The following is a 21,679-nucleotide window of genomic DNA, read 5'->3' as shown; positions in this document are numbered from 1 at the left end:
AAGATATTACATCAAGTTAACTAAAAAGGAATCGCAATTTCATACCGTTCAACCAGTTAATCTGGCAAGATTCCGTTAATTTTGCCTCCCTCAAAGTTCAAGATGATCAAAGTTAGTTTTCCGGATGGCGCAGTGCGGGAGTACGATCCCGGTACCTCCTCGATGGATATTGCGCGTTCAATCAGTGAAGGCCTTGCCCGCAGAATCCTTGCTGCTTCTGTGAATGGACAGGTGTGGGATCTGAACCGTCCGATCTATGAGGATTCGGCGATCAAATTCCTGGCATGGGATGACAAGGACGGCAAGTCTACCTTCTGGCATTCGACGGCGCACCTGATGGCTGAGGCTATCGAAGCCCGGTTTCCCGGTGTAAAGTTCTGGGTAGGTCCTCCGATTGACAACGGCGGATTTTATTACGACATCGACCTCGGTGGCAGGTCCATTACGGAAGAAGATCTCCGTGCGCTGGAAACAGACATGGCAGCACTTGCCAAAAAGAACAATCCCTACGTCCGCAAAGCCATTTCAAAAGCGGATGCCGTTGCTTATTTCACGGAAAAGGGGGACGAGTATAAGCTGGACCTCCTCCAAAATCTGGAGGACGGCAATATCACCCTGTATTCCCAGGGGAATTTCACTGACCTCTGCCGTGGACCACATATCCCCAGCACAGGGCTGATCAAGGCGGTTAAACTGACCAATATTGCCGGTGCCTACTGGAAAGGTGACGAAAAGAACAAGCAGCTGACCCGGGTATATGGCATCAGTTTTCCCTCTCAGAAAGAACTGGATGAATACCTGACCCTGCTGGAAGAAGCTAAAAAAAGGGATCACCGGAAACTCGGCAAGGAGCTTGGCATTTATACGATGGATGATGATGTGGGACAGGGGCTGATCATGTGGATGCCCAATGGAACCATCATTATTGAGGAACTGGAAAAGCTCGCTAAGGAAACAGAAGGAGATGCCGGTTATCATCGTGTGGTAACACCGCATATCGCCAAGGAGAACATGTACCTCACCAGCGGTCACCTGCCTTACTATGCAGATAGTATGTATCCTCCCATGGAACTCGACGGGGAGAAATACTATCTCAAGTCAATGAACTGTCCGCATCACCATAAAATTTATGCAGCGGAACCCAAGAGTTACCGGGATCTTCCTTACCGCCTGGCTGAATACGGTACTGTGTACCGGTATGAGCAGAGTGGCGAGTTGTTCGGACTGATGCGTGTACGCTGCCTGCATATGAACGATGCGCATATCTATTGTACCAAAAGTCAGTTTGAATCGGAGTTCCGGGCAGTAAATGACATGTACCTGAAGTATTTCAAGATCTTCGGGATAGACAAATATGTAATGCGTCTGAGTCTGCATTCCCCGGAGAAGCTGGGCATCAAATATGTAAATCATCCGGAGCTTTGGAAAGAGACCGAGGAGATGGTAAGGCAGGTATTGATCGATTCCAATATTCCGTTTGTGGAAGTGCAGGATGAAGCGGCGTTTTATGGGCCGAAGATCGATGTGCAGATCTTCAGCGTAATCGGCCGCGAATTTACCCTGGCAACAAACCAGGTGGATTTTTCACAGGGACGGAGCTTTAAGCTGGAGTATACAACTGCTGAAAATGAGACAGATGTGCCGCTGATCATTCACCGGGCGCCGCTGGGAACACATGAGCGCTTCATCGGATTTCTGCTGGAACATTATGCCGGGAAGCTTCCGGTATGGTTGTCGCCGGCCCAGGTTAAGGTCCTGCCGATTTCCGACAAGTTCATGGATTACGCTAAAGTCGTACTGGGAAAGCTGAAAGCAGCCGGTGTAAGGGCATCTATTGACGACAGGAATGAGAAGATCGGGAAGAAAATCCGGGAAACAGAACTTCAGCGGATTCCCTATATGCTGGTGATCGGCGAAAAAGAAATGAATGAGGGGAAAGTAGCAGTCCGCCGCCAGGGGAAGGGCGATTCCGGCGTAGTACTGGTTGAAGATTTCCTGACCGTTATTTCACGGGAGATTACAAATCGGAGCAACGAAGATTAAAAAAACTATTATTTTCGGGGCTGTATTTATTAATTAAAATTTATAAATGGCATTTCCACCCAGGCCTCAAAGGGGAGGCTTTAATCCTAGGTTCAGAAAAGAACAGCAACAGGAACACCGCACCAATCAAATGATCCGCGTGCCGCAAGTCAGGCTGGTAGGGGATAATGTAACTGTGGGTGTTTATTCGATTCAGGATGCGCAGCGAATGGCGCAGGAACAGGGGCTAGACCTGGTTGAGATCTCACCAAATGCAGATCCGCCGGTTTGCCGGATTATCGATTATAACAAATTTCTATACGAGAAGAAGAAGAAGGAAAAGGAGATGAAGGCTAAGGCGAAGCAGTCCGAGGTAAAGGAAATTCGCTTCACGCCGAACACGGATGACCATGATTTCAACTTCAAGGCAAAACATGCCGAAGAGTTTCTGAAGGAAGGGAATAAGGTAAAAGCTTATGTTCAGTTCCGGGGCCGGGCGATTCAGTTTAAAGACAGGGGAGAGCTCCTGTTGCTGAAGTTTGCCGAACGCCTGTCTGATTTCGGGGTACTGGAAGGCATGCCGAAAATGGAAGGCAAGAGAATGCTTGCGATCTGGGCGCCGAAAAGCCAGAAGAAGAAGAAAGAAAACGCTGAATAAATCTGAAACCCGCTTAATCGCGGGTTTTTTATTTATCTTTTCGGTAGAAACATTGTATGACCAGAATCCCTGCCTGGTGCAGGCCGCTGTTGGTGTTCCTGCTTTTTTTTGCAGCAGCGCCATTACGGGGTCAGCACAATGGTCCGAAACCCATCCGCTTTAAAGCCGGAATACCCGCTTTCCCTGCGAGATTGCAGGACATTCGTTTCAGATCTTCCGTAGCGGTGCGCAGGGGTGGAAACCTGGAAAACCTCTACTTCCTTCAATTTGACAGAATTCCCAATGAAGGTGCGAAAGCGCGTATTGCTGCCAGTGGGATAACACTACTCGAATATATTCCTGATAATACTTTCCTGGCGACCGTCAGGGGAAACTGGAATGCGCAGGCGCTCCGCCAGTTAGGCGTTTCGGGCATCATTGCATTGGACAGCAGTTACAAGCGGTCACCTGCAGCCGACAGGGATTTTGGCACGGGCAGATACCAGTTGCTGATGGCAACTGTCGCCAGTGCTGATAGCCTCGAAATGGCAGGCGGAAAACGCCTGTCGGCAAGGGTGGTAGAACTAGCGATAAAGCCTGATGCTCTTCCCCGATATGTAAAGCGCCCCGAGCTGTTATACCTGTTGCCTGCGCCGGAAATGGCGGTTTTGAACAAGGATGCCACGGAGCAGCTTCAGGCCGATCTTGTTCAGAAGGGGAATGGGGTTGATCCGAAGCTTGACGGTAAGGGGGTGGTCATCGGAATGGGTGACAACGGTAAAGTATATCACATCGACAACCGGTATAATGAGGAGAGCCAGTTGTATAATGGCGCCCAGCATGCTACCCATGTCGCCGGCTCCCTGATCGGTGCGGGAATCAAGAATCCGGCAATGAAAGGATTTGCACCGGAGGGCACATTGCTGGTGGACAATTACAACAACATCATTTACAAGGCCCCCAATCTTGTACGGGATGCGGGGTTAGTGCTTACCAATAATTCTTATGGCGGAGGCAGCGCCTGTTTGCCGTATTCCGGACAATACACGGGGTTCTGTGCCCAGGTAGACCAGCAGTTGCTGGACTACCCCGAACTGATGCATGTTTTTGCTGCGGGGAACAGCGGGACCCTTACCTGTGGCCTGTTTCCTACCGGTTATAAAACAATTGATAATTCATTTCAGGCCGCTAAAAATGTACTCACTGTCTCTGGTACCAATAAAATGGGCCAGGGAGTAAACTGGTTTTCCAAAGGACCGGTTCTGGATGGTCGGCTGAAGCCTGAAATTGCTGCAATGGGGGAAGGAATATTGTCTACTTACCCGGGAAACGATTATGGTCCTTTTTCCGGTACAAGCATGTCCGCCCCGGAAGTAACGGGTGGGCTTGCGTTGATGTATCAGCGTTACCGGCAATTGAAAGGCGGACAAAACCCGCCGGGGGACCTGATGAAGGCGGTGATCTGTAACACCGCAACCGACCTCGGAAGAAAGGGTATTGATTTCGAATTTGGTTTCGGGTGGATGAATCTCAGGCAGGCGATGGCAGTGTTGGATAATGGCTGGTACCAGTCTGGCACAATTGGACAGGATGAAGAAAAGGTATTTGATCTGCGGCTGGAAGAGGAGGTGCCAGATCTTAGGATCATGCTATACTGGGCAGACCATCCTTCTTCTTTTTATACACTGAAAAATCTTGTTAATGATTTGGATATCAGCGTAGAATATCCTGATGGTTCAATTCATTATCCCCAGGTGCTGGATACGTCGGCAGCAGGTGTTCTTTTACCGGCGACCGAAGGTGTGGATCATATCAATAATATTGAGCAGGTGGTTAGCGGGCTGGCGCCTGCAGGAAACTACCGTATTCGCTTAAAAGGATTTGCTGTGCCTTTTGGTCCGCAGGCGTTCCGGCTCACCTGGTACCGGCAGCAAAAGGGCCTTCAGCTGATCCAGCCATCCGGTGGGGAAGCCTGGAAGCCGGGCAGCATCCATCGTATCTTATGGGCAGATCCGGGTCAGCCAGCTGACACCTATACTATTTCGATCAGTACTGACAATGGAGTAACCTGGGCGGACCTACCGGCAGGCCAGTCAGGATCCGGCTGGCAGGCAATTGAAATTCCTGCCGTCACTTCAACCGAAGCCAGGATCCGGCTGCGATCCGGATCGGGAAGCGAGAAGATCTCTGAACCATTTGTCATCCTGCCGGAAGTAGCATTTACACTCCAGTCTCCCTGTTTGTCGACGGTGGAGGTCAACTGGGAAAAGCCAGCCGGGATCGATTCGGTTATGCTACTCCGGTATGATGATGGCCACTATGCTGAGGTCGGCATATTTACCGGGACCTCCCACATTTTTTATGATCAGCCGGCAAAAGTCAGCGCGTGGATAAGTCTGGCTCCCGTTTTGAACGGCCATGAAGGGGAGAGGTCTGTGGGAAAGTTCATTCGGCCGGCCGCTACTACCTGTCCGCCCACCGGCGCTGACCGTGATCTGGCGGTGGTTCGGATCGCCAGTCCGGTCACCATCCGGGAAGGGACTTCTGCAGTAAAATCGGGAAAACAGCCTGTGAGTGTTCAGGTTGAGAACCGTGGTTCTGTCGCGTTTAACGATAGTTTATATATCGATTTTTACCTGCGCGGTGTCTTTTTACATACAACCGGTTATAAAAGGGCAATTGCTGCGGGGCGAATTGTCAGTCTGGATCTAAAGGACAGTATCACTGGCGTGCCGGGTGATCAGATACCCGTATCCGTAAAAATCAGGGGAAAGGGAGATCCGGCGCCGGACAATGACAATCGAGATACTACCTGGCGTTATCTTGCCAATCCGCCATTGGCGCTTCCTTATGCAACCGGATTCCCGGACTTACTGGATACGACGTATGGGCGTCCGGGTTATATGGGCATTGGCGGGGCTGCAAACTGGGATTTTACAACCACTTCGCCATCGCTTTTCCTGAAGCCGGCGAATGTGGACCAAAAGGGCCTGAAAGCATACAGCAATATAGATGGTCAGTCTTTCCAGCTAACGGGAACTTTTAATCTCTCTGCCTACTCCACTGGTGACAACATAAAAGCAAGCCTGGGTTTGCCCGAACTGGGAAAACAATCTCTGGAGTGCTTTTTCAGAGGGTCAGACACGTCACGCTGGTTAAAAGTGAACCTTTACGATACAGCAAGGGACCGGTATGATACCGACAATATCAACCTGAGCAGTCTGCTTATTTCCGGAAAACAACAGTTCAGTTCCAGTTTTCAGGTTTCACTGGTTTACACCGAATCCGGTTATAACCGACAACTGGCGGCCATCGACAGTTTCGCCCTCTACCATGTGGCGGCGGATGTTTCCATAAATCATGCTGCTACCGTTCAATCGGTGATAACGGATGGCGACAGCCTGATGGTGACAGCAATGGTTCATAACGGGAATGGACAAACTGCACGCCAGATTACAACCGGCATTTCAATTCCCGGCGTCCCGGGACTCACCCAGTTATTGGATTCAATTCCTGCATTTGACTCAGTAGCTGTTTCCTTTAAGGTACCAGTTCAGCAATGGCCTGAGGCAGACGTTTGGGTAACGGCATGGGTGAATCATCCGCAGGATCTTTACCATGCTGATGATTCCGCAGCGGTATATGTGGACTATGCACGGGCTATGCGGCAGTTTCCTTACCGGGAAGGGTTTGAATCCGGCGCTGCCAACTGGTCGTCTTCCTACATCTATACATTGAATACCGGAGATACAGTGCTGCCTGGTGGTTATGTGCCGGCAAACGGACATAGGTTCTGGACATTGCGACACCTTAACCAGGAAGGGGGTATATTTTATGTCGTTCCGGCTGGCGCACTGGTGAGTCCTGCATTTGACCTGTCCGCTCTTCGTGAGCCTTATTTGTCGATGAGTGTGAACCGGCAACTGTGCGATGGGAAGGATTCCGTGTTCCTCCAGGTTTCAGCGGACAGCGGCAGGACCTGGCGCCGTTTTGATGCAGTGGCCGGCACAACGCATTGGTACGATTCTACGCGTAAAGGTGCATGGACAGATTGCGGGATGCCTTATTGGTCAGTCGTTTCAGCGCCGTTGCCGAAACAGGCGGGGCTGTTGCGGTTTCGGTTAGTCACGTTGGGAAGAAATCCGCTTTCCGCTGAAATGCCCCGGGCTCCCGGAGGCATGATGATCGATGACATCCATATTTACGACAGGAAATATCCCATTTACAGTGGAAGCCCCGCCATCAACACGGCAACGGTTATGCGAGACGATTCCTGGAATTCGTTTGTACGGAACGGGCAGATCTGGCTGGCGTCAAATGCTGATGGCGGAACGCCCGCCATAGCTCAGCAGCTGGTACCGACGGGTGGATCCTGGTACAGTGGGTATGCTGTACTCCCCAAAATCTGGGTGCTTGACCAGGTTTCATCGGCAGGCGGCTCGCCGATGGTACGGCTTTATTTCACCCATGCTGCATGGGAAAGCTGGAAAGCATCGGTAACCTGCGACACCTGTCATGGACCGGTTACACCTTATGAACTTTCTGTTTTCCGGTATGCAGGACCGTCATTTAGTGTAGACGGTTCAGATATCAACAACCTCGAAGGATATACAACTGTCTGGTCGCCGGGTGATTTTGACCTGGTACCCTATGATAGCGGTTATTATGCAGAGGTGCCTGCAGCAGCGTATGGCGAATTCGTGATCGGCTGGAATAATGCGGGATCGGGACTGGATTTCCGGGCTGAAAAACAGGAGTCGCCCGAAGCGGTCGTTTTGTACTGGACCACGACTGTGGCCGGTGAGGTGTTGCGGTACGAGGTTCAGCGTGGCAACCGGGATAACGGAACGGCCCCTGTATTCGAAACGATCGGTACGGTGGCGGGTGCGGATGGCAGTAATTCCTATTCTTACCGCGATCAGCAGGTCAAGCCACCGGCCGGGTACCATTACCGTCTCAGGCTGGTGATGAAAGATGGCAGCGTACGGTATTCAGTAGTCCGGACGATCAGTTTTGAAGGAGCGGTAAAAGCAATTTTGTATCCCAATCCCTATTCCGGTGGTAATCTGAAACTGTTGCTTCAAAACAGTGAAGGTCAGCCGGTACAATTGGTTCTGTATGGTTCTGAAGGGCGGGTACTCTGGTCTAAAAATATTGACCCTCAGACAGTTAGCTTTGAAGTCGACCTTTCAGCAGATGCCCGGAGATTACCGGCGGGTGTCTATTATCTTAACCTGAAAAGCGGTGGCCATAAAAAGGTGATTCCTTTTGTCATTTCAGGTAAATGACCTACTTTTGCGCTCCATTTGCCCACATGGCTCCATAAGTCTCCGTCTGTTCGGAGCGCCGGCAGGGCGTAACTGTTATAGTTATAACAATGCCAAAGGTAAAAACTAATTCAAGCGCGAAGAAGCGCTTCAAGGTGACCGGTACTGGTAAAATCACCCACCAGAAAGCTTTTAAGCGTCACATCCTCACCAAGAAATCAACCAAGCGCAAGCGTGGTATGCGGAATGACGGAGTTGTTGCAAAACCCAATATGGAATTCGTTCAACGCCTGCTGGGCCTGAGGGGATAAACCAATTCAATCACAACTTTAAACTTATTAGCATATGCCACGTTCAGTAAATGCAGTAGCCTCCCGGGCTCGTCGTAAAAGAATTCTGAAACAAGCCAAAGGTTACTATGGCAAGCGTAAAAACGTTTATACAGTAGCCAAGAATATTGTTGAAAAGGGTATGACCTACAGCTATGTAGGCCGTAAACTGAAGAAGCGTGAGTACCGCGCACTTTGGATCGCCCGTATCAATGCTGCCGTTCGCGAAGAAGGGCTGACTTATTCTGTTTTCATCCACAAGTTGAATGAAAAAGGAATCACCCTCGATCGTAAAGTTCTGGCAGATCTGGCCATGAATAACCCTGAATCTTTCAAAGCGTTGATCGCTTCAGTAAAGTAAGGAAAACATAACCTGGAAACCGGCTCCGAAAGAGCCGGTTTTTTTTGGTCCATAATTCTGGTTTTTTTATAGGTTTGTAGGTTAAAAGCAACGATCACTCAACCAACCACGTGCATAACTAGATGAACAATAGCTACTTCGACCTGGTAGATCAAACCTTCAATTTTCCGCAGGAAGGTTTCGAGGTGAAGAACGATTACCTCCAGTTCAATGGCCTCAATCTGAAAGACCTGATCGATAAGTACGGTACGCCGATGAAGCTTACCTACCTTCCCAAGATCGGGATGCAAATCAATAAGGCAAAGCAGATGTTTGCAAATGCCTTTAAGAAACATAAGTACGAGGGCCAGTATTATTATTGTTACTGCACGAAAAGTTCACACTTTTCATTTGTGGTAGAAGAGGCGTTAAAGCACAATATCCACCTGGAGACTTCCTACGCCTACGATATTGAGATCATTAAAAAGCTCTACGCGAAAAAAAAGATCAATAAAGAAACCTTTATTATCTGCAATGGCTTTAAGCAAAAAGCTTATACCAAACGGATCGCCGGGCTGATCAACAGCGGGTTTAAGAATGTCATTCCCGTGCTTGATAACATCAGCGAGCTCGAAGACTACCGGAAATCTGTACGGGCACCTTTCAAACTGGGTATCCGGGTAGCTGCTGAAGAAGAGCCTTCTTTCCCGTTTTATACCTCACGCCTTGGTATCCGCGCAAAGGATATCCTGGAATTCTATGTTGATCAGATCGAAGGGTATGAGAACAAGTTCCAGCTGAAGATGCTCCATATCTTTCTGAATAAAGGCATCAAGGATGATATTTATTACTGGTCAGAGCTGAACAAGGTGATCAACCTTTACTGCCAGTTGAAGAAGATTTGTCCCGAGCTGGATTCCATTAATATTGGTGGTGGATTCCCCATCAAACACAGTCTTGGTTTTGAGTATGACTACCAGTTCATGATCAACGAGATCGTGGGCAACATCAAGAGTGCATGCAAGAAGGCCAAGGTACCCATGCCCAATATCTACACAGAATTTGGCTCGTATACGGTGGGTGAAAGCATGGCACATATCTATTCTGTTGTTTCCCAGAAAACACAAAATGAAAGGGAGATCTGGTACATGATCGACTCTTCGTTCATTACAACGCTGCCGGATACCTGGGGTATCGGGGAACGCTTCCTGTTGTTACCGATCAATAAGTGGGATGCAGAATACCAGCGGGTGGTTCTGGGGGGAATTACCTGCGACAGTCACGATTATTACGACTCTGAAGAGCATATCAACGAAGTTTTCCTTCCCAAACTTAATGGTGGCACCGAACCGCTTTACCTCGGATTTTTTCACACCGGGGCTTACCAGGACCAGATCAGCGGGTATGGTGGAATTAAACATTGCCTGATCCCGTCACCGAAACACATCATAGTTGGTCACGACAAAAATGGAAAACTGGTGGACTGGGTTTACGCAAAAGAGCAAACTGCCCAAAGCATGCTTAAAATATTGGGATACGTTTAAGAATAATGTAGAAAAGAAAGAACTACTTTAAGGGAAGTGAAAAGACCGGTTTGGAAGGGGTTCTTATCGTTGAATTCTGGCTCAACTCTTGCAGGTTACGCACCATAATACCGCATATGAAAAGAATTGTGTTCTTTTTGCTGACCGCCTTACCGCTTCCGTTGCTCGCACAACAGTGGCATATAACCGCTTTTGGCGGGGTTTCCAATTACCAGGGCGATATGCAGGAAAAGCGGTTCACGACCAACCAGTCTCATGGTGCATTCGGATTGGGCCTGCAATATGATTTTTCCAGTAAATTTTCAGTGCGCGGGGGACTTTATTATGCCAGAATCAGCGGGGATGATAAAGTGGCAAAGGATTCACAGCTCATTGCCCGTAACCTGAATTTCTCCAGTCAGCTTCTCGAAGGAACCCTTTTGGCAGAATACCGCTTTCTTGACCTGGATACCAAAAAATTCACGCCGTATATATTTGCCGGGGTCGGCGCTTTCGGTTTTGATCCCTATACCAATGATACCTCCGGTCAGCGGCATTACCTGCAGCCGCTTACTACTGAAGGCAAAACCTACAGCCGGGTACAGTTATCTTTTCCATTCGGGGCCGGTATCAAAATCAAAGTCACCAGCCTGCTTTCGTTGGGCTATGAGGTGGGTATTCGCGCCACCACGACCGATTACCTTGACGACCTGAGTGACCGGTATGTAGATCACGATCAGTTACTTGCCGCGAAAGGTGCAAAAGCTGTTGAGCTTGCTTACCGTGGTGGTGAACTGAAGGATGGAAATCCTAATTACCCCGTTGCAGGAACTGTAAGAGGGAGGCCCGATGCGAAAGACTGGTATTATTTCCAGGGCATTACGCTTATTTACCAGCTTGGTGGTGTTTTTGAAAAAAGCGGCTCCGGAAAGAAAAGCAGCAGACAGTTAGACTGTCCGAAAGACGTCTATTGAGGTTGTTCTGCGTTACATTTGTATCGCAGAACATATCAGTATGGCATACAAAAATCAACAGGAATTTATCGACGCACTGGAAAAAGCCGGGGAACTGGTCAGGATCACCAGCTATGTTGATCCCCATCTTGAAATCGCGGAAATTACCGATCGGATCAGCAAATCAGGAAACGGGGGAAAGGCACTATTGTTCGAAAACACCGGTTATGCATACCCGGTATTGATGAATGCCTATGGAAGTGAAAGAAGGATGTGTATGGCACTGGGAGTGCAGCACCTGGATGATGTTACCAAAGAAATAGAGTCTTTATTCAAATTACTTACCAGGCCAAAGGAAAACCTGCTGGACAAACTGGGCATGTTACCCAAACTCGGGCAGTTCGCCAGTTGGATGCCCAAGGTGAAAAGCGGGAAAGGGGAGTGCCAGGAAATCATTGATTTGAATCCCGATATCACGAAGTTGCCGGTGATCACCTGCTGGCCTAAAGATGGTGGCCCATTTATTACGCTGCCTGTCATTCATACCAAGGATCCCAACAGTCATATCAGGAATGTAGGGATGTACCGGATGCAGGTTTTCGGGCCGCAACTAACCGCTATGCACTGGCATAAGCACAAGGTCAGTGCGCGTCATTTTGAAGCGTATAAAAAGGCAGGCAAGCGTATGCCGGTTGCGGTTGCGCTGGGTGGAGATCCTGTATATGCCTATGCTGCGACAGCACCACTCCCTGAAAATGTTGACGAATACATGCTGGCTGGTTTTCTTCGTAAAAAGAAAGTGGAACTGGTAAAATGCATCACCCAGCCGGAAATTGAAGTACCGGCAGATGCAGATTTTGTGATCGAAGGTTATGTTGATCCTGCTGAAGAACTGATCTGGGAGGGTCCATTCGGCGATCATACCGGCTATTATTCATTACCGGACTGGTATCCACGTTTTCATATAACTGCTGTCACGCATCGGAAAAAGCCAGTTTATCCCGCTACCATCGTGGGTATTCCCCCACAGGAAGATGCCTGGTTGGGAAAGGCAACTGAGCGAATATTCCTGGCACCGATCAAAATGACAATGGTTCCTGAGATTACGGATATGGATATGCCCGTCGAGGGAGTGTTTCACAACCTGGTGATTGCGCGTATTCAGAAAGAGTATGCCGGCCAGGGCCAAAAGGTAATGAATGCTTTATGGGGTGCCGGACAGATGATGTTCAACAAGATTCTTGTACTGGCTGATGAAGGAACTGTAATCCAGGATTATACCAGACTCGCTCAATATGTGTTCAGTAACCTTGATGTGGCGACAGATGTTTTTTTCGGATCCGGCCCTATGGATGTGCTTGATCATAGCTGCAGCAAGCTGGGATTCGGAGGCAAAATGTGCATAGACGGTACCAGGAAATTTGAGGAAGAGCGTGATGATCGGAATCTGCAAACAGATCTGGATAAGGCCAGGATGCTGAAGATAGAAGATTTCAACACATTTCCGGCGATCCATGCCGTGAATCTGAATCTCATTCAGCAATACCAGCTTCCCTGCATCATTATCGCTGTAGCCAAATCGGGAAACAACCAGATTAAGCAATTGCATCACGATCTGTGCAGTACGATCCCGGAAATGGAAGGAGTCAAGATGGTATTGTATGTGGAGCATACCGTTGATCCAGTGAATCTTCCGGTGGCTTTGTGGCGATTCTGCAATAACCTGGATCCCAAGAGGGACCAGATTTTGTACACTGCGACCTCAACAACCAGCGGCGGAAAGTTGTTTCATTGTCTGGGTCTTGACGGAAGTACCAAAACAAAGCAATGGGACAATTTCCAGCGGGACTGGCCAAATATTATTGTTGCTGATGAAGCGACTATAACTTCGGTAGATCAAAAATGGGATAAATTAGGTCTGGGTTCGTTTCTGCCTTCTCCCTCTCTGGCATTCCGGGAACAGCTTTATGGAGTGGAGGCGGTTGCAAAAATTGACTAACATGCGTATTCTCGTACTTCTGCTAGCGATGGTGACCAGCTGGATTTCGGCGGGCGCCCAGCGACCATTGGCCAATACACTTCTCTGGGAGATCTCCGGTAACGGGCTGAAAACACCGTCTTATGTGTTTGGCACCATGCATCTGCTTTGTGCAGAAGATGCCGTCTTAAGCGATAGCCTTCAATATTGCATAGATCAATCCGGCACGGTTTTTTTCGAAATAGATATGGATAATGCGGCGGAAATGATGGGCGTTTTCAAGTACATCCGGATGAAGGATAACAAGAAACTAAGTGACCTGCTGACACCCGAGGAGTATAAGCGGGTACAGAAGTATTTCGCGGAGAATAATTCGTTGCTGCCGCTGAGTATGATGGAGCGGTTCAAACCTTATTTTATTGCGTCCATGCTCAGCGAATCGAAAATGCCTTGTGCAGCGAGGAATGGGATGGAGGAGGTGATGCTGCAGGCCGTTAAAAAGGCACAGAAAGAAGTGCTCGGGCTGGAAACAGTCGCTTTTCAGGCAAGTGTGTTTGACAGTATTCCCTATGCGGACCAGGCAAAGGAGTTGCTGAAAACTATTGACAGTGCCGGAAGGGAAGACAGCAGTACGGCAAAAATGCTATCGGTATACCGTTCGCAGGATCTTTCGGCAATTGACCGACTGACAACTGAAGATGATGGCGGGGTGTCCTCTTATCTCGACCTGTTTCTTTATGGCAGAAATGCCAAATGGATTCCCCAGATGAAAAAAGCTATGGAGAAGGGTACCACCTTATTTGCCGTCGGCGCTGCACATTTGCCAGGTGACAGGGGAGTACTCCGGTTGTTGCAGAAAGCCGGTTATACCTTGCGCCCCATGACGCATCGGATTCAGCATGGTCTTCAGGCAAAAAATTAGTGGGCAGGTTTGAACCTACCCACTGCTCTGATAAAATGGAAAGATATTAGTATTGTTCCAGTCCGCTAAAGAAGAATGCACCTTCGATAGCTGCATTCTCGTCACTATCGCTGCCGTGTACAGCATTTTCTCCAACTGAATTTGCAAATTGCTTACGGATTGTTCCTTCTGCTGCCTTTGCGGGGTCAGTAGCGCCGATCAGGGTGCGGAAATCAGCTACGGCATTCGCTTTTTCAAGGATTGCTGCGACGATAACACCACTGCTCATAAAGGAAACCAGTTCACCATAAAAGGGACGTTCCCGGTGGATAGCATAAAATTCACCCGCTTTTTCTTCACTCAGCTTCGTCTGCTTGAGGGCCACTACACGAAAACCTTCCTTGATGAAGCGATCCAGGATAGCGCCTGCATGGCCGTTTTTCATCGCGTCGGGCTTGATCATCGTAAATGTTCTGTTGCTCATATCTTTGGCTATTTGGGCCGCAAAGGTAGCCAATTTTCCTTACATTTGCCCGCTTTATGCAACCAATCCATCTTATATTTCAGCAGCTGAACCAGCCTGCGCGCATCGTGATCACGACACACCAGAAGCCTGATCCTGATGCGATGGGGTCGAGTCTGGCGTTATATCACCTGCTGGTTCGTTGGGGCCACCAGGTTACCGTTATCTCTCCCACGAACTGGGCGGCATTCCTTGACTGGATGCCTGGTGCAGAGAAAGTGTTGAATTATGAGATCACCAGGGAAAAATCAGAGGCGATCATCCGTGATGCGGAATGGATTTTCTGTCTCGATTTCAATACGCTTATTCGTGCCAAACACCTGGCGCCTGTGGTTGACAAAGCGACCGGAACCAAAGTACTTATCGATCACCACCAGCAACCAGCGACCGAAAGTTTTGACTATGGGATCAGTGATACGGCAAAAAGCAGCACCTGTGAAATGGTTTACGATTTCATTATTGCTGCCGGTAAAGACGAGTGGATCGATGCCTCTATCGCCCAGTGCCTGTACGCCGGCCTGATCGGGGATACCGGTTCATTCCGGTTCCCGGCTGCCAATGCAGATGTGCATAAAATGGCTGCCCACCTGAAAGCAGCCGGATTGCACCATACGCAGGTACATGAGAATATTTACGATAACTTCCTGGAAAACCGGTTAAGGTTTATCGGCCATGTACTGCTGAACCGGCTGGAGGTTTTTTATGAATACAATTCAGCTTTGATCTTCGTAACAAAAGCAGATCTTTTGAGATATGATATCAAGACTGGCGATACCGAAGGTCTGGTGAACTATCCCCTTAGTATTCAAGGGATTAAGATGGCTGCCATTGTTATTGACCGGGATGAGGAAAGAAAATGGAGCTTCCGGAGTAAGGGAATGGTGGATGTCAATACCTTTGCCCGTCGCTTTTTTGAAGGTGGTGGCCATTTTAATGCTGCCGGCGGTCGTAGCAGTGCCTCACTGGATGACACCGTCAAAACCTTCAAAAAGGTATTAAAGGAACATGCCTCAGAATTTCAACTAGTATAAAATGACAAAAACGTCTCTATTGGTAATTGCGGCTGCTGGCTTACTGGCTGCTTGCGGCAACAGCGGTGATTACAACAAAACTAAAAGCGGTCTTGCTTACAAAATTGTAAAAAAAGGTGACGGGCCTCAGGTAAAAAGAGGTCAGTTTCTGAAAGTGTCCTACACACAGAAAATTAATGACTCCACGCTTCAGACATCCATCGGCGGTATGCCGGCATATGTTAAAGCCGACAGCATCGGACCGGTTTACAGTCCGGCTGAAGTATTTGAACTGCTCCATAAAGGTGACAGTGTGATCGTGGTACAGGAAGTTGATACCATCCTGAAAAGAAACCCCATGCTGCCTCCCTTCATGAAAAAGGGTGACAAGATGAAACTCTACCTGAAAGTGGTGGATGTGCTCGAAAATGAAGATGCAGTGAAAGCAAACCAGGCTGAGGAAATGAAAGGTCAGGAAGCCCGCGATCTCGCAGTGGTGGAAGCATATCTTCAGAAAAACAGCATCAAGGCAGAAAAGATCGGTAAAGGTACCTATGTGGTAGTAACTGAACCCGGCACAGGGGCAACGGCTGATTCCGGAAAATTTGTTTCCGTGAAATACAGGGGTAAACTGCTCACTACAGGAAAGGAGTTTGAATCAACTATGGAAGCCGGAAAGGATCCCATTTCTTTCCCGCTTGGTCAGCACGCTGTTATCCCGGGTTGGGACGAAGGCCTGACAAAATTTGCAAAGGGAGGGAAAGGAACACTCTATATTCCAGGTTTTCTTGCTTATGGCATGCGACCCGGTCCTGGTGGTTCCCAGAACGAAGCTTTGATGTTTGATGTGGAAATGGTAAACATTTCAGACAGTGCACCTGCACCCAAACAGAATCCGCTTATTCCACCTGCAGCTTCGCAACCTGCACATAAATAACCAGACACCGGCAGCCAACAGGCTGCCGGTTCTTTTTTCAGTATGCGTTACCATTCAGGGTTTCCCATAATTGTATGGCTTCCCGGGCCGGGGCAACATCGTGTACACGCAACAGGCTGGCTCCTTTGCATAACCCGATAGTGTTTAATACGGTTGTACCATTCAAAGCCTGATCCGGAGAAGAATTCAGTGTTTTCCAGATCATTCCTTTCCGCGAGATCCCCAGTAGCAGGGGAAAGCCCAGTATCTGAAAAGAATCCATCTGGCGAAGCAGATCGAAATTCTGTTTCGTTGTTTTCGCAAATCCAAAGCCCGGATCAAGAATGATGTCTTTAATTCCTGCTGCGCGGCAGGCTGCAATGCGTTCAATAAAATAATCGGTTACGTCGGGTACGAGGTCATTGTAGCTGGTCAATCCTGTCATGGTTTGAGGAGTACCCCTGCTGTGCATACATACATAAGGCACGTTGAGTGCTCCGACCGTGACAAGCATTGCCGGATCCAGCTGTCCCCCGCTGATATCATTAACCATTCCAGCACCGGCCGAAACCGCCCGCATTGCAACTTCATGATGAAAAGTGTCTATGGAAATGATTGTTTCAGGAAAGGCAGTGCAAATTTTTTCAAGTACCGGTGCAAGTCTTTCCCATTCTTCTGCGGCACTCAGGAATTCACTTCCGGGCCTTGTACTCTGACCACCGATATCGAGTATTTCTGCGCCTTCACTGATCATCTCAGCAGCGCGGGATATGAGTTGTTTTTCATCTGCAACCCGGCTGCCACTAAAAAAAGAATCTGGCGTGAGGTTCAAAATTCCCATGATCACCGGTTTGGAGAGGTTCAGTAACCTGCCCCTGCAATTCAAAGTGTACATAACAACGAATCCTTATTTTTGGCGTTAAAGATGATCATTTTTCAGCATCTACATGAAAAGCACCCAAGACCAATACACCAGTGTAGTATCCCAGTGCAGAAATCTTTTTCTGCAGAAGACACGCGACTATGGAAGCTCATGGCGGGTTTACCGGCCAATTTCAGTTGTCGACCAGATATTTATCAAAGCAAAACGGATACGAACGATACAGGAGGCCGGCCGTCAGCTTATCAATGACAGTATTGACGGTGAATTCACCGGTATCCTCAATTATGCCGTTATTGGACTGATACAGCTTTCAATCCCGTCTGAAAACAGCAATGACCTGGATTTTGAAAGGGTTGAAACGCTTTATGATGAGCAGGTAAAAAAGGCTGCGGACCTGTTTGCCAGGAAGAATCATGACTATGGCGAAGCCTGGAGGGAAATGAGCCAGGAAAGTTATACTGATTTGATCCTGGCCAAACTGCTCCGGATCAGGCAGATCCTGGCAAATGACGGGTTAACGCTGGTGAGTGAGGGGATTGACGCCAATTATCTTGACATTTTTAATTATGCAGCCTTTGCCCTTATTATGATCGGGGAAGGCAAACACAAATCATGAAAACATTATTAATCATCTGCCGGTATATAGTCGGACTGTTGTTCATCTTCAGTGGCCTGATCAAAGCGAATGACCCGCTTGGGTTGAGTTATAAGATGCAGGAATTTTTTGAAGTATGGCACTGGACCGGTTTGGAACAGTATACACTGGCACTGAGTATACTGATGATCGCTTTTGAAATCATTGCCGGAGTAGCGGTCATACTCGGCTGGCAGATGCGTTTGTTCAGTTGGCTCTTGCTTGGCCTTATCCTGTTTTTTACATTCCTGACGGGATATGCACTTTTCAGCGGCAAGATTAAAACCTGTGGCTGTTTCGGTGATTGTATCCCGCTTACAGCTGACCAGTCGTTCATGAAAGACCTGTTTTTGCTGGCTTTGATACTATTCCTGTTCCTGAACAGAAACAGGATTCAACCAGGTTTCAGTACCAGGGCATCGTTAATACTGCTTTCGGTCACTACGGTTTTCAGCTTTGCGTTACAGGGGCATGTACTGTATCATCTTCCGCTGGTTGATTGCCTTCCCTACAAGGAGGGTAAGCGTATCCAGGACCAGATGCGGATTCCCGCCGGTTCAATTCCTGATAGTTCAGTAATCAGTTTTGTTTATCAGAAAGCAGGTAAGGAGGTGGAGTTCACGGCAGATAAATTTCCCGAAGATTTTTCAGATGAGCAGTACACTTTTATCAGAAGGTATGACAAGCTGATCAGAAAAGGCAATGCAGAGCCAGCCATCAAGGACTTTGTATTACTTTCTGCTACCGGCACTGATACGACCAGAGAGTTGTTGTCACAGCCTGGTGAAGCATACTGGTTGTTCATTAAGGAACTCGAAAAAAATGATGTGGATGCTGTTACCCGGGCACTCAGCCAGTTCAGGCCCATGTATATTGTTAGTCCGGTTGCCGGCAGTGTTGAAGAGCAGCTGGGTGAAAAATTGAATGGTGTTCCGGTGCTCCGGTGCGATGTGGTGGCCGTGAAAACGGCGGCCCGGAACAATCTGACACTTTACAAGATAAACCAGGGGGTTATCCTGGATAAGTGGGCTTTGAAAGATAAACTGCGCTAATCGCTTTAATCTTAAAGTATGTTCTTCCGGAGGTTTACCTATTCGATGTTCGTCCTGCTCGGGGTGGTCGTGCTGGTATTCCTGCTGTTTCAGGGCTTTGGAGATCCTGCTCGCCTGGTGATGGGGCAACGGGCGGATCAGAAAACGCGGGAGAATATCCGCAAGGACCTGGGGTTGGATCAACCCCGCTGGAAACAGTTCCTGTATTATGTGAATGATATCTCCCCCATATGTGTACACCATGGGAATACCATCCGCGACAAACAATTAAAGGGAATATTTTTTGGAAATGGGGACTGGAAATTCGGATTCAAAAGACCATATCTGCGGCGATCCTACCAAACAAGAAGAGAAGTAGGGGAGATGATTGCGGGCGCATTGCCAGGCACCCTGCTGCTGGCGAGCGCTGCAATAATATTTGCCACGATAATGGGAATTGCTGCCGGGGTATTGTCAGCTGTTTATAAGGATACCTGGGTGGACGGGACCACGATATTTGCCAGCATTTTGGGTATTTCTGCTCCATCGTTTTTTATGGCAATTGCTATTGCTTATTTATTCGGATTCCTCCTGCATGACATCACCGGACTATATATGACTGGTAGCTGGTTCGATCTGGATTCCACCACCGGCAAACCATTTCTGAGCTTGGGTAACCTCTGGTTACCTGCGATTACACTGGGTATACGTCCGCTGGCGATCATTGCCCAGCTGACCCGTGCGTCGCTGCTGGACACCCTGCAGCAGGATTATGTACGCACTGCTGTAGCCAAGGGACTGCCACGATGGAAAGTGATCTGGAAACATGCGCTCCGGAATGCGCTGAATCCGGTGATTACAGCAATTACAGGGTGGTTTGCCGAATTACTTGCCGGAGCTTTTTTTGTAGAATACATTTTCGGCTGGAAGGGGTTGGGTAAGCTAACTGTTGATGCTTTGGCCCAGCTGGATTTTCCGGTGGTGATGGGAGCCGTTCTGGTATCCGCCTGTTTTTTTGTTTTGGTGAATTTTCTGGCTGACGTGTTGTACCGATGGGTGGATCCGCGGATGCGGGAGATCAGGTAATGATTACTTCACGGATGGTCTTTTCGCCGAGCGCTTCGTTTACGCGTTGGAGTATCTGGTCTTTCTGGAACAAAAGTTCCTGTTTAAGGGGAGCAACTGCGGTTGTGATATATAATTTATCACCATATATTTTAATGCTGTCCGTATACTTGGCAATCGTTTTACCCATGAGCTGTTCCCACACATCCGTTATCTGTAATGCCTGCACCGGCGATTTCAAACGGCTCTTCCTGAGGAATTGCTGAATTGCTTCGGCTAGTGAATATTCTCCCATCGTGCAAATATAACCGATTTAGAAAGCTTGATGCCCTGAAAGGCTGGAATATAGCGGTAGCGGGCCTTTTCACAAGTTGTTGTTGCAACCAAATCGTAACATTGCAAGTCTTTATTGCGGTTAAGGTCCCGTTTTTATATCCATCCTAAGATCCTAATGTTTACCGAAAAGATCCGTACCCTTTTGAAAGTCACTCCGGTAACCCGCGTATACACACACAAGTTAGCCGTACCCGTTTTAACCCTTCCCTAATTCCAGTAGCTGGAATCCAGAATGAAGCCTTTCCAGGCTTTTTTTTATTCTCTCCGGGTGGGTATCCGTTAGGAACACCTGTCCGTCATTTCGTACACAAACTTCCGTGAGCAGGTTTTGCATGCGGGTTTCATCCAGTTTTTCAAAAACATCGTCCAAGAGCAGGAGGGGAGCAAATCCCTTAAAGTTTTTTAGCATTTCAAAGGCGGCCAGTTTTAAAGCGAAGAGCAGGCTTTTTCTTTGGCCCTGGGATGCTGTCAGACGAAACAGTTTGTCGTCAAGCTTAATGGCCAGATCGTCCCGGTGCAGCCCGGTAGTCGTCCGTTGTGCAAAAATGTCTTTATCACGGTTTTTTTCCAGCCATTTTGCGAGGCTGTCTTCAAGAAGCGGGCTCTCGTAACTGAGATCGGGAAAATAGTCTTCCCCTGCAATTCCTGCGTATTGTTTTTTTATAATTTCGATAAGCTGCGCCAGGTATGTTTTACGTTGATTATGAACATATTGTGCAGGTGCTAGCAGCTGTGCGTCGATGACGTCCAGCAGGTCCAATCCTTTTCTGCCATTTTCACTGAGCTGGCGCAACAGGCCGTTTCGCTGCAGCAACAGCCGGTTGTAAGCCATGAGTTGCAGCAGGTAGTGGTGGTCGAACTGGGAAAAGAGGCTGTCCATGAACCTCCGGCGTTCTTCGCTGCCATCGGTAATGATCTGTACGTCATCGGGGGCTACCATAACAGCGGGAAGCTGGCCGATATGGTCTGCCATTTTCTCGCAAAGGGTGTCATTCACCCGGAATTCCTTTTTGCCGTTTTCCCTGATTATGGCCGTAACGGAATATGGACTGCCGTTCCGGAGGAATTCGGCTGCTACCCGGAGGCCCTGAGCGCCGTGGGTGACCAGTTGGGTATCAGACTTGGCAAAATAGCTTTTCGTGAAACAGCAATAGTAAACAGCATCAAGCAGGTTGGTTTTTCCGATACCGTTCCGGCCTGAAATTCCTACAATTTTCTCCTTAAAATCCCAGGATTGGTTCCCGTAGTTCTTATACTGGAAAACCGATATAGATTGGATGGATAACAAAGCGTCTGCAATATAATTGTTTCCCCTTTTCCCTTATCTTTGC

General features: G+C 48.4%; 18 protein-coding genes. 14 read left to right on the top strand and 4 right to left on the bottom strand.

Annotated elements, in window-relative coordinates; genetic code table 11:
* Window positions 1-102: 102 nt before the first annotated feature.
* The 9 genes from thrS to FPE01S_RS23950 all read left to right on the top strand — a co-directional run bounded on the left by thrS (window position 103) and on the right by FPE01S_RS23950 (window position 13,971).
* The gene (gene thrS / locus FPE01S_RS23990; protein WP_046371672.1) at window positions 103-2,043 is read left to right on the top strand and encodes a threonine--tRNA ligase; all 1,941 of its coding nucleotides are present in this window, start codon (window positions 103-105) and stop codon (window positions 2,041-2,043) included.
* Window positions 2,044-2,089: 46 nt separating this feature from the next.
* Window positions 2,090-2,680 carry a translation initiation factor IF-3 gene (gene infC / locus FPE01S_RS23985; RefSeq protein WP_046371671.1) on the top strand — a complete coding sequence of 197 codons (591 nt, stop codon included), beginning with the start codon at window positions 2,090-2,092 and terminating at the stop codon, window positions 2,678-2,680.
* 56 nt (window positions 2,681-2,736) lie between these two features.
* Window positions 2,737-7,947 carry a S8 family serine peptidase gene (locus tag FPE01S_RS23980; protein WP_046371670.1) on the top strand — a complete coding sequence of 1,737 codons (5,211 nt, stop codon included), beginning with the start codon at window positions 2,737-2,739 and terminating at the stop codon, window positions 7,945-7,947.
* Between the two features lie 89 nt (window positions 7,948-8,036).
* Window positions 8,037-8,237 carry a 50S ribosomal protein L35 gene (gene rpmI, locus FPE01S_RS23975; protein ID WP_046371669.1) on the top strand — a complete coding sequence of 67 codons (201 nt, stop codon included), beginning with the start codon at window positions 8,037-8,039 and terminating at the stop codon, window positions 8,235-8,237.
* A 34-nt stretch (window positions 8,238-8,271) separates the two neighbouring features.
* Window positions 8,272-8,616: a 50S ribosomal protein L20 gene (gene rplT / locus FPE01S_RS23970; RefSeq protein WP_046371668.1), complete on the top strand. Its 345-nt coding sequence runs from the start codon at window positions 8,272-8,274 to the stop codon at window positions 8,614-8,616.
* A 122-nt stretch (window positions 8,617-8,738) separates the two neighbouring features.
* Complete coding sequence (locus FPE01S_RS23965) at window positions 8,739-10,139, top strand: type III PLP-dependent enzyme domain-containing protein (RefSeq protein WP_046371667.1); 1,401 nt, start codon at window positions 8,739-8,741, stop codon at window positions 10,137-10,139.
* A gap of 116 nt (window positions 10,140-10,255) precedes the next feature.
* Window positions 10,256-11,092, top strand: coding sequence for a type IX secretion system protein PorG (gene porG / locus FPE01S_RS25285; RefSeq protein ID WP_157474158.1), 837 nt, complete (start codon window positions 10,256-10,258; stop codon window positions 11,090-11,092).
* A 40-nt stretch (window positions 11,093-11,132) separates the two neighbouring features.
* On the top strand, window positions 11,133-13,070 hold the full coding sequence (locus FPE01S_RS23955; RefSeq protein WP_046371666.1) for a menaquinone biosynthesis decarboxylase: 1,938 nt from the start codon (window positions 11,133-11,135) through the stop codon (window positions 13,068-13,070).
* Window position 13,071: 1 nt separating this feature from the next.
* Window positions 13,072-13,971, top strand: coding sequence for a TraB/GumN family protein (locus FPE01S_RS23950; protein ID WP_169749219.1), 900 nt, complete (start codon window positions 13,072-13,074; stop codon window positions 13,969-13,971).
* A gap of 46 nt (window positions 13,972-14,017) precedes the next feature.
* Here the strand turns inward: FPE01S_RS23950 and FPE01S_RS23945 are convergent, their stop codons facing one another.
* Window positions 14,018-14,434 carry a nucleoside-diphosphate kinase gene (locus FPE01S_RS23945; protein WP_046371664.1) on the bottom strand — a complete coding sequence of 139 codons (417 nt, stop codon included), beginning with the start codon at window positions 14,432-14,434 and terminating at the stop codon, window positions 14,018-14,020.
* Between the two features lie 56 nt (window positions 14,435-14,490).
* On the opposite strand from FPE01S_RS23945, the gene FPE01S_RS23940 reads away from it, so the two are divergent.
* Entirely contained in the window at window positions 14,491-15,504 is a 1,014-nt protein-coding gene (locus tag FPE01S_RS23940; RefSeq protein ID WP_046371663.1) for a DHH family phosphoesterase, read from the top strand.
* Window position 15,505: 1 nt separating this feature from the next.
* A complete protein-coding gene (locus FPE01S_RS25280) occupies window positions 15,506-16,420 on the top strand; it encodes an FKBP-type peptidyl-prolyl cis-trans isomerase (protein ID WP_052956149.1) in 915 nt (304 codons plus the stop codon).
* A 37-nt stretch (window positions 16,421-16,457) separates the two neighbouring features.
* On the opposite strand, the gene folP is transcribed toward FPE01S_RS25280, so the two are convergent.
* Entirely contained in the window at window positions 16,458-17,240 is a 783-nt protein-coding gene (gene folP / locus FPE01S_RS23930) for a dihydropteroate synthase (protein WP_245624061.1), read from the bottom strand.
* Window positions 17,241-17,346: 106 nt separating this feature from the next.
* Here folP and FPE01S_RS23925 point away from each other — a divergent pair, with 106 nt between their 5' ends.
* From FPE01S_RS23925 to FPE01S_RS23915, 3 genes are read left to right on the top strand one after another with little or no spacing between them, the layout of a single operon-like run.
* Window positions 17,347-17,898, top strand: coding sequence for a DUF1599 domain-containing protein (locus tag FPE01S_RS23925; RefSeq protein WP_046371661.1), 552 nt, complete (start codon window positions 17,347-17,349; stop codon window positions 17,896-17,898).
* Window positions 17,895-18,968 carry a BT_3928 family protein gene (locus FPE01S_RS23920; protein WP_046371660.1) on the top strand — a complete coding sequence of 358 codons (1,074 nt, stop codon included), beginning with the start codon at window positions 17,895-17,897 and terminating at the stop codon, window positions 18,966-18,968. The genes FPE01S_RS23925 and FPE01S_RS23920 overlap by 4 nt, the downstream gene beginning before the upstream one ends.
* Window positions 18,969-18,986: 18 nt before the next feature.
* Entirely contained in the window at window positions 18,987-20,033 is a 1,047-nt protein-coding gene (locus FPE01S_RS23915) for an ABC transporter permease (RefSeq protein ID WP_046371659.1), read from the top strand.
* Here FPE01S_RS23915 and FPE01S_RS23910 read toward each other — a convergent pair.
* A complete protein-coding gene (locus FPE01S_RS23910) occupies window positions 20,026-20,307 on the bottom strand; it encodes a DciA family protein (protein WP_046371658.1) in 282 nt (93 codons plus the stop codon). The two genes, FPE01S_RS23915 and FPE01S_RS23910, sit on opposite strands and share 8 nt — an antisense overlap.
* 237 nt (window positions 20,308-20,544) lie before the next feature.
* On the bottom strand, window positions 20,545-21,636 hold the full coding sequence (gene recF / locus FPE01S_RS23905) for a DNA replication/repair protein RecF (protein WP_046371657.1): 1,092 nt from the start codon (window positions 21,634-21,636) through the stop codon (window positions 20,545-20,547).
* Between the last annotated feature and the right edge of the window lie 43 nt (window positions 21,637-21,679).

It is taken from the genome of Flavihumibacter petaseus NBRC 106054, from assembly GCF_000974785.1.
Classification (GTDB): Bacteria; Bacteroidota; Bacteroidia; order Chitinophagales; family Chitinophagaceae; genus Flavihumibacter; species Flavihumibacter petaseus.
This window is presented reverse-complemented; position numbering and strand designations above follow the sequence as displayed.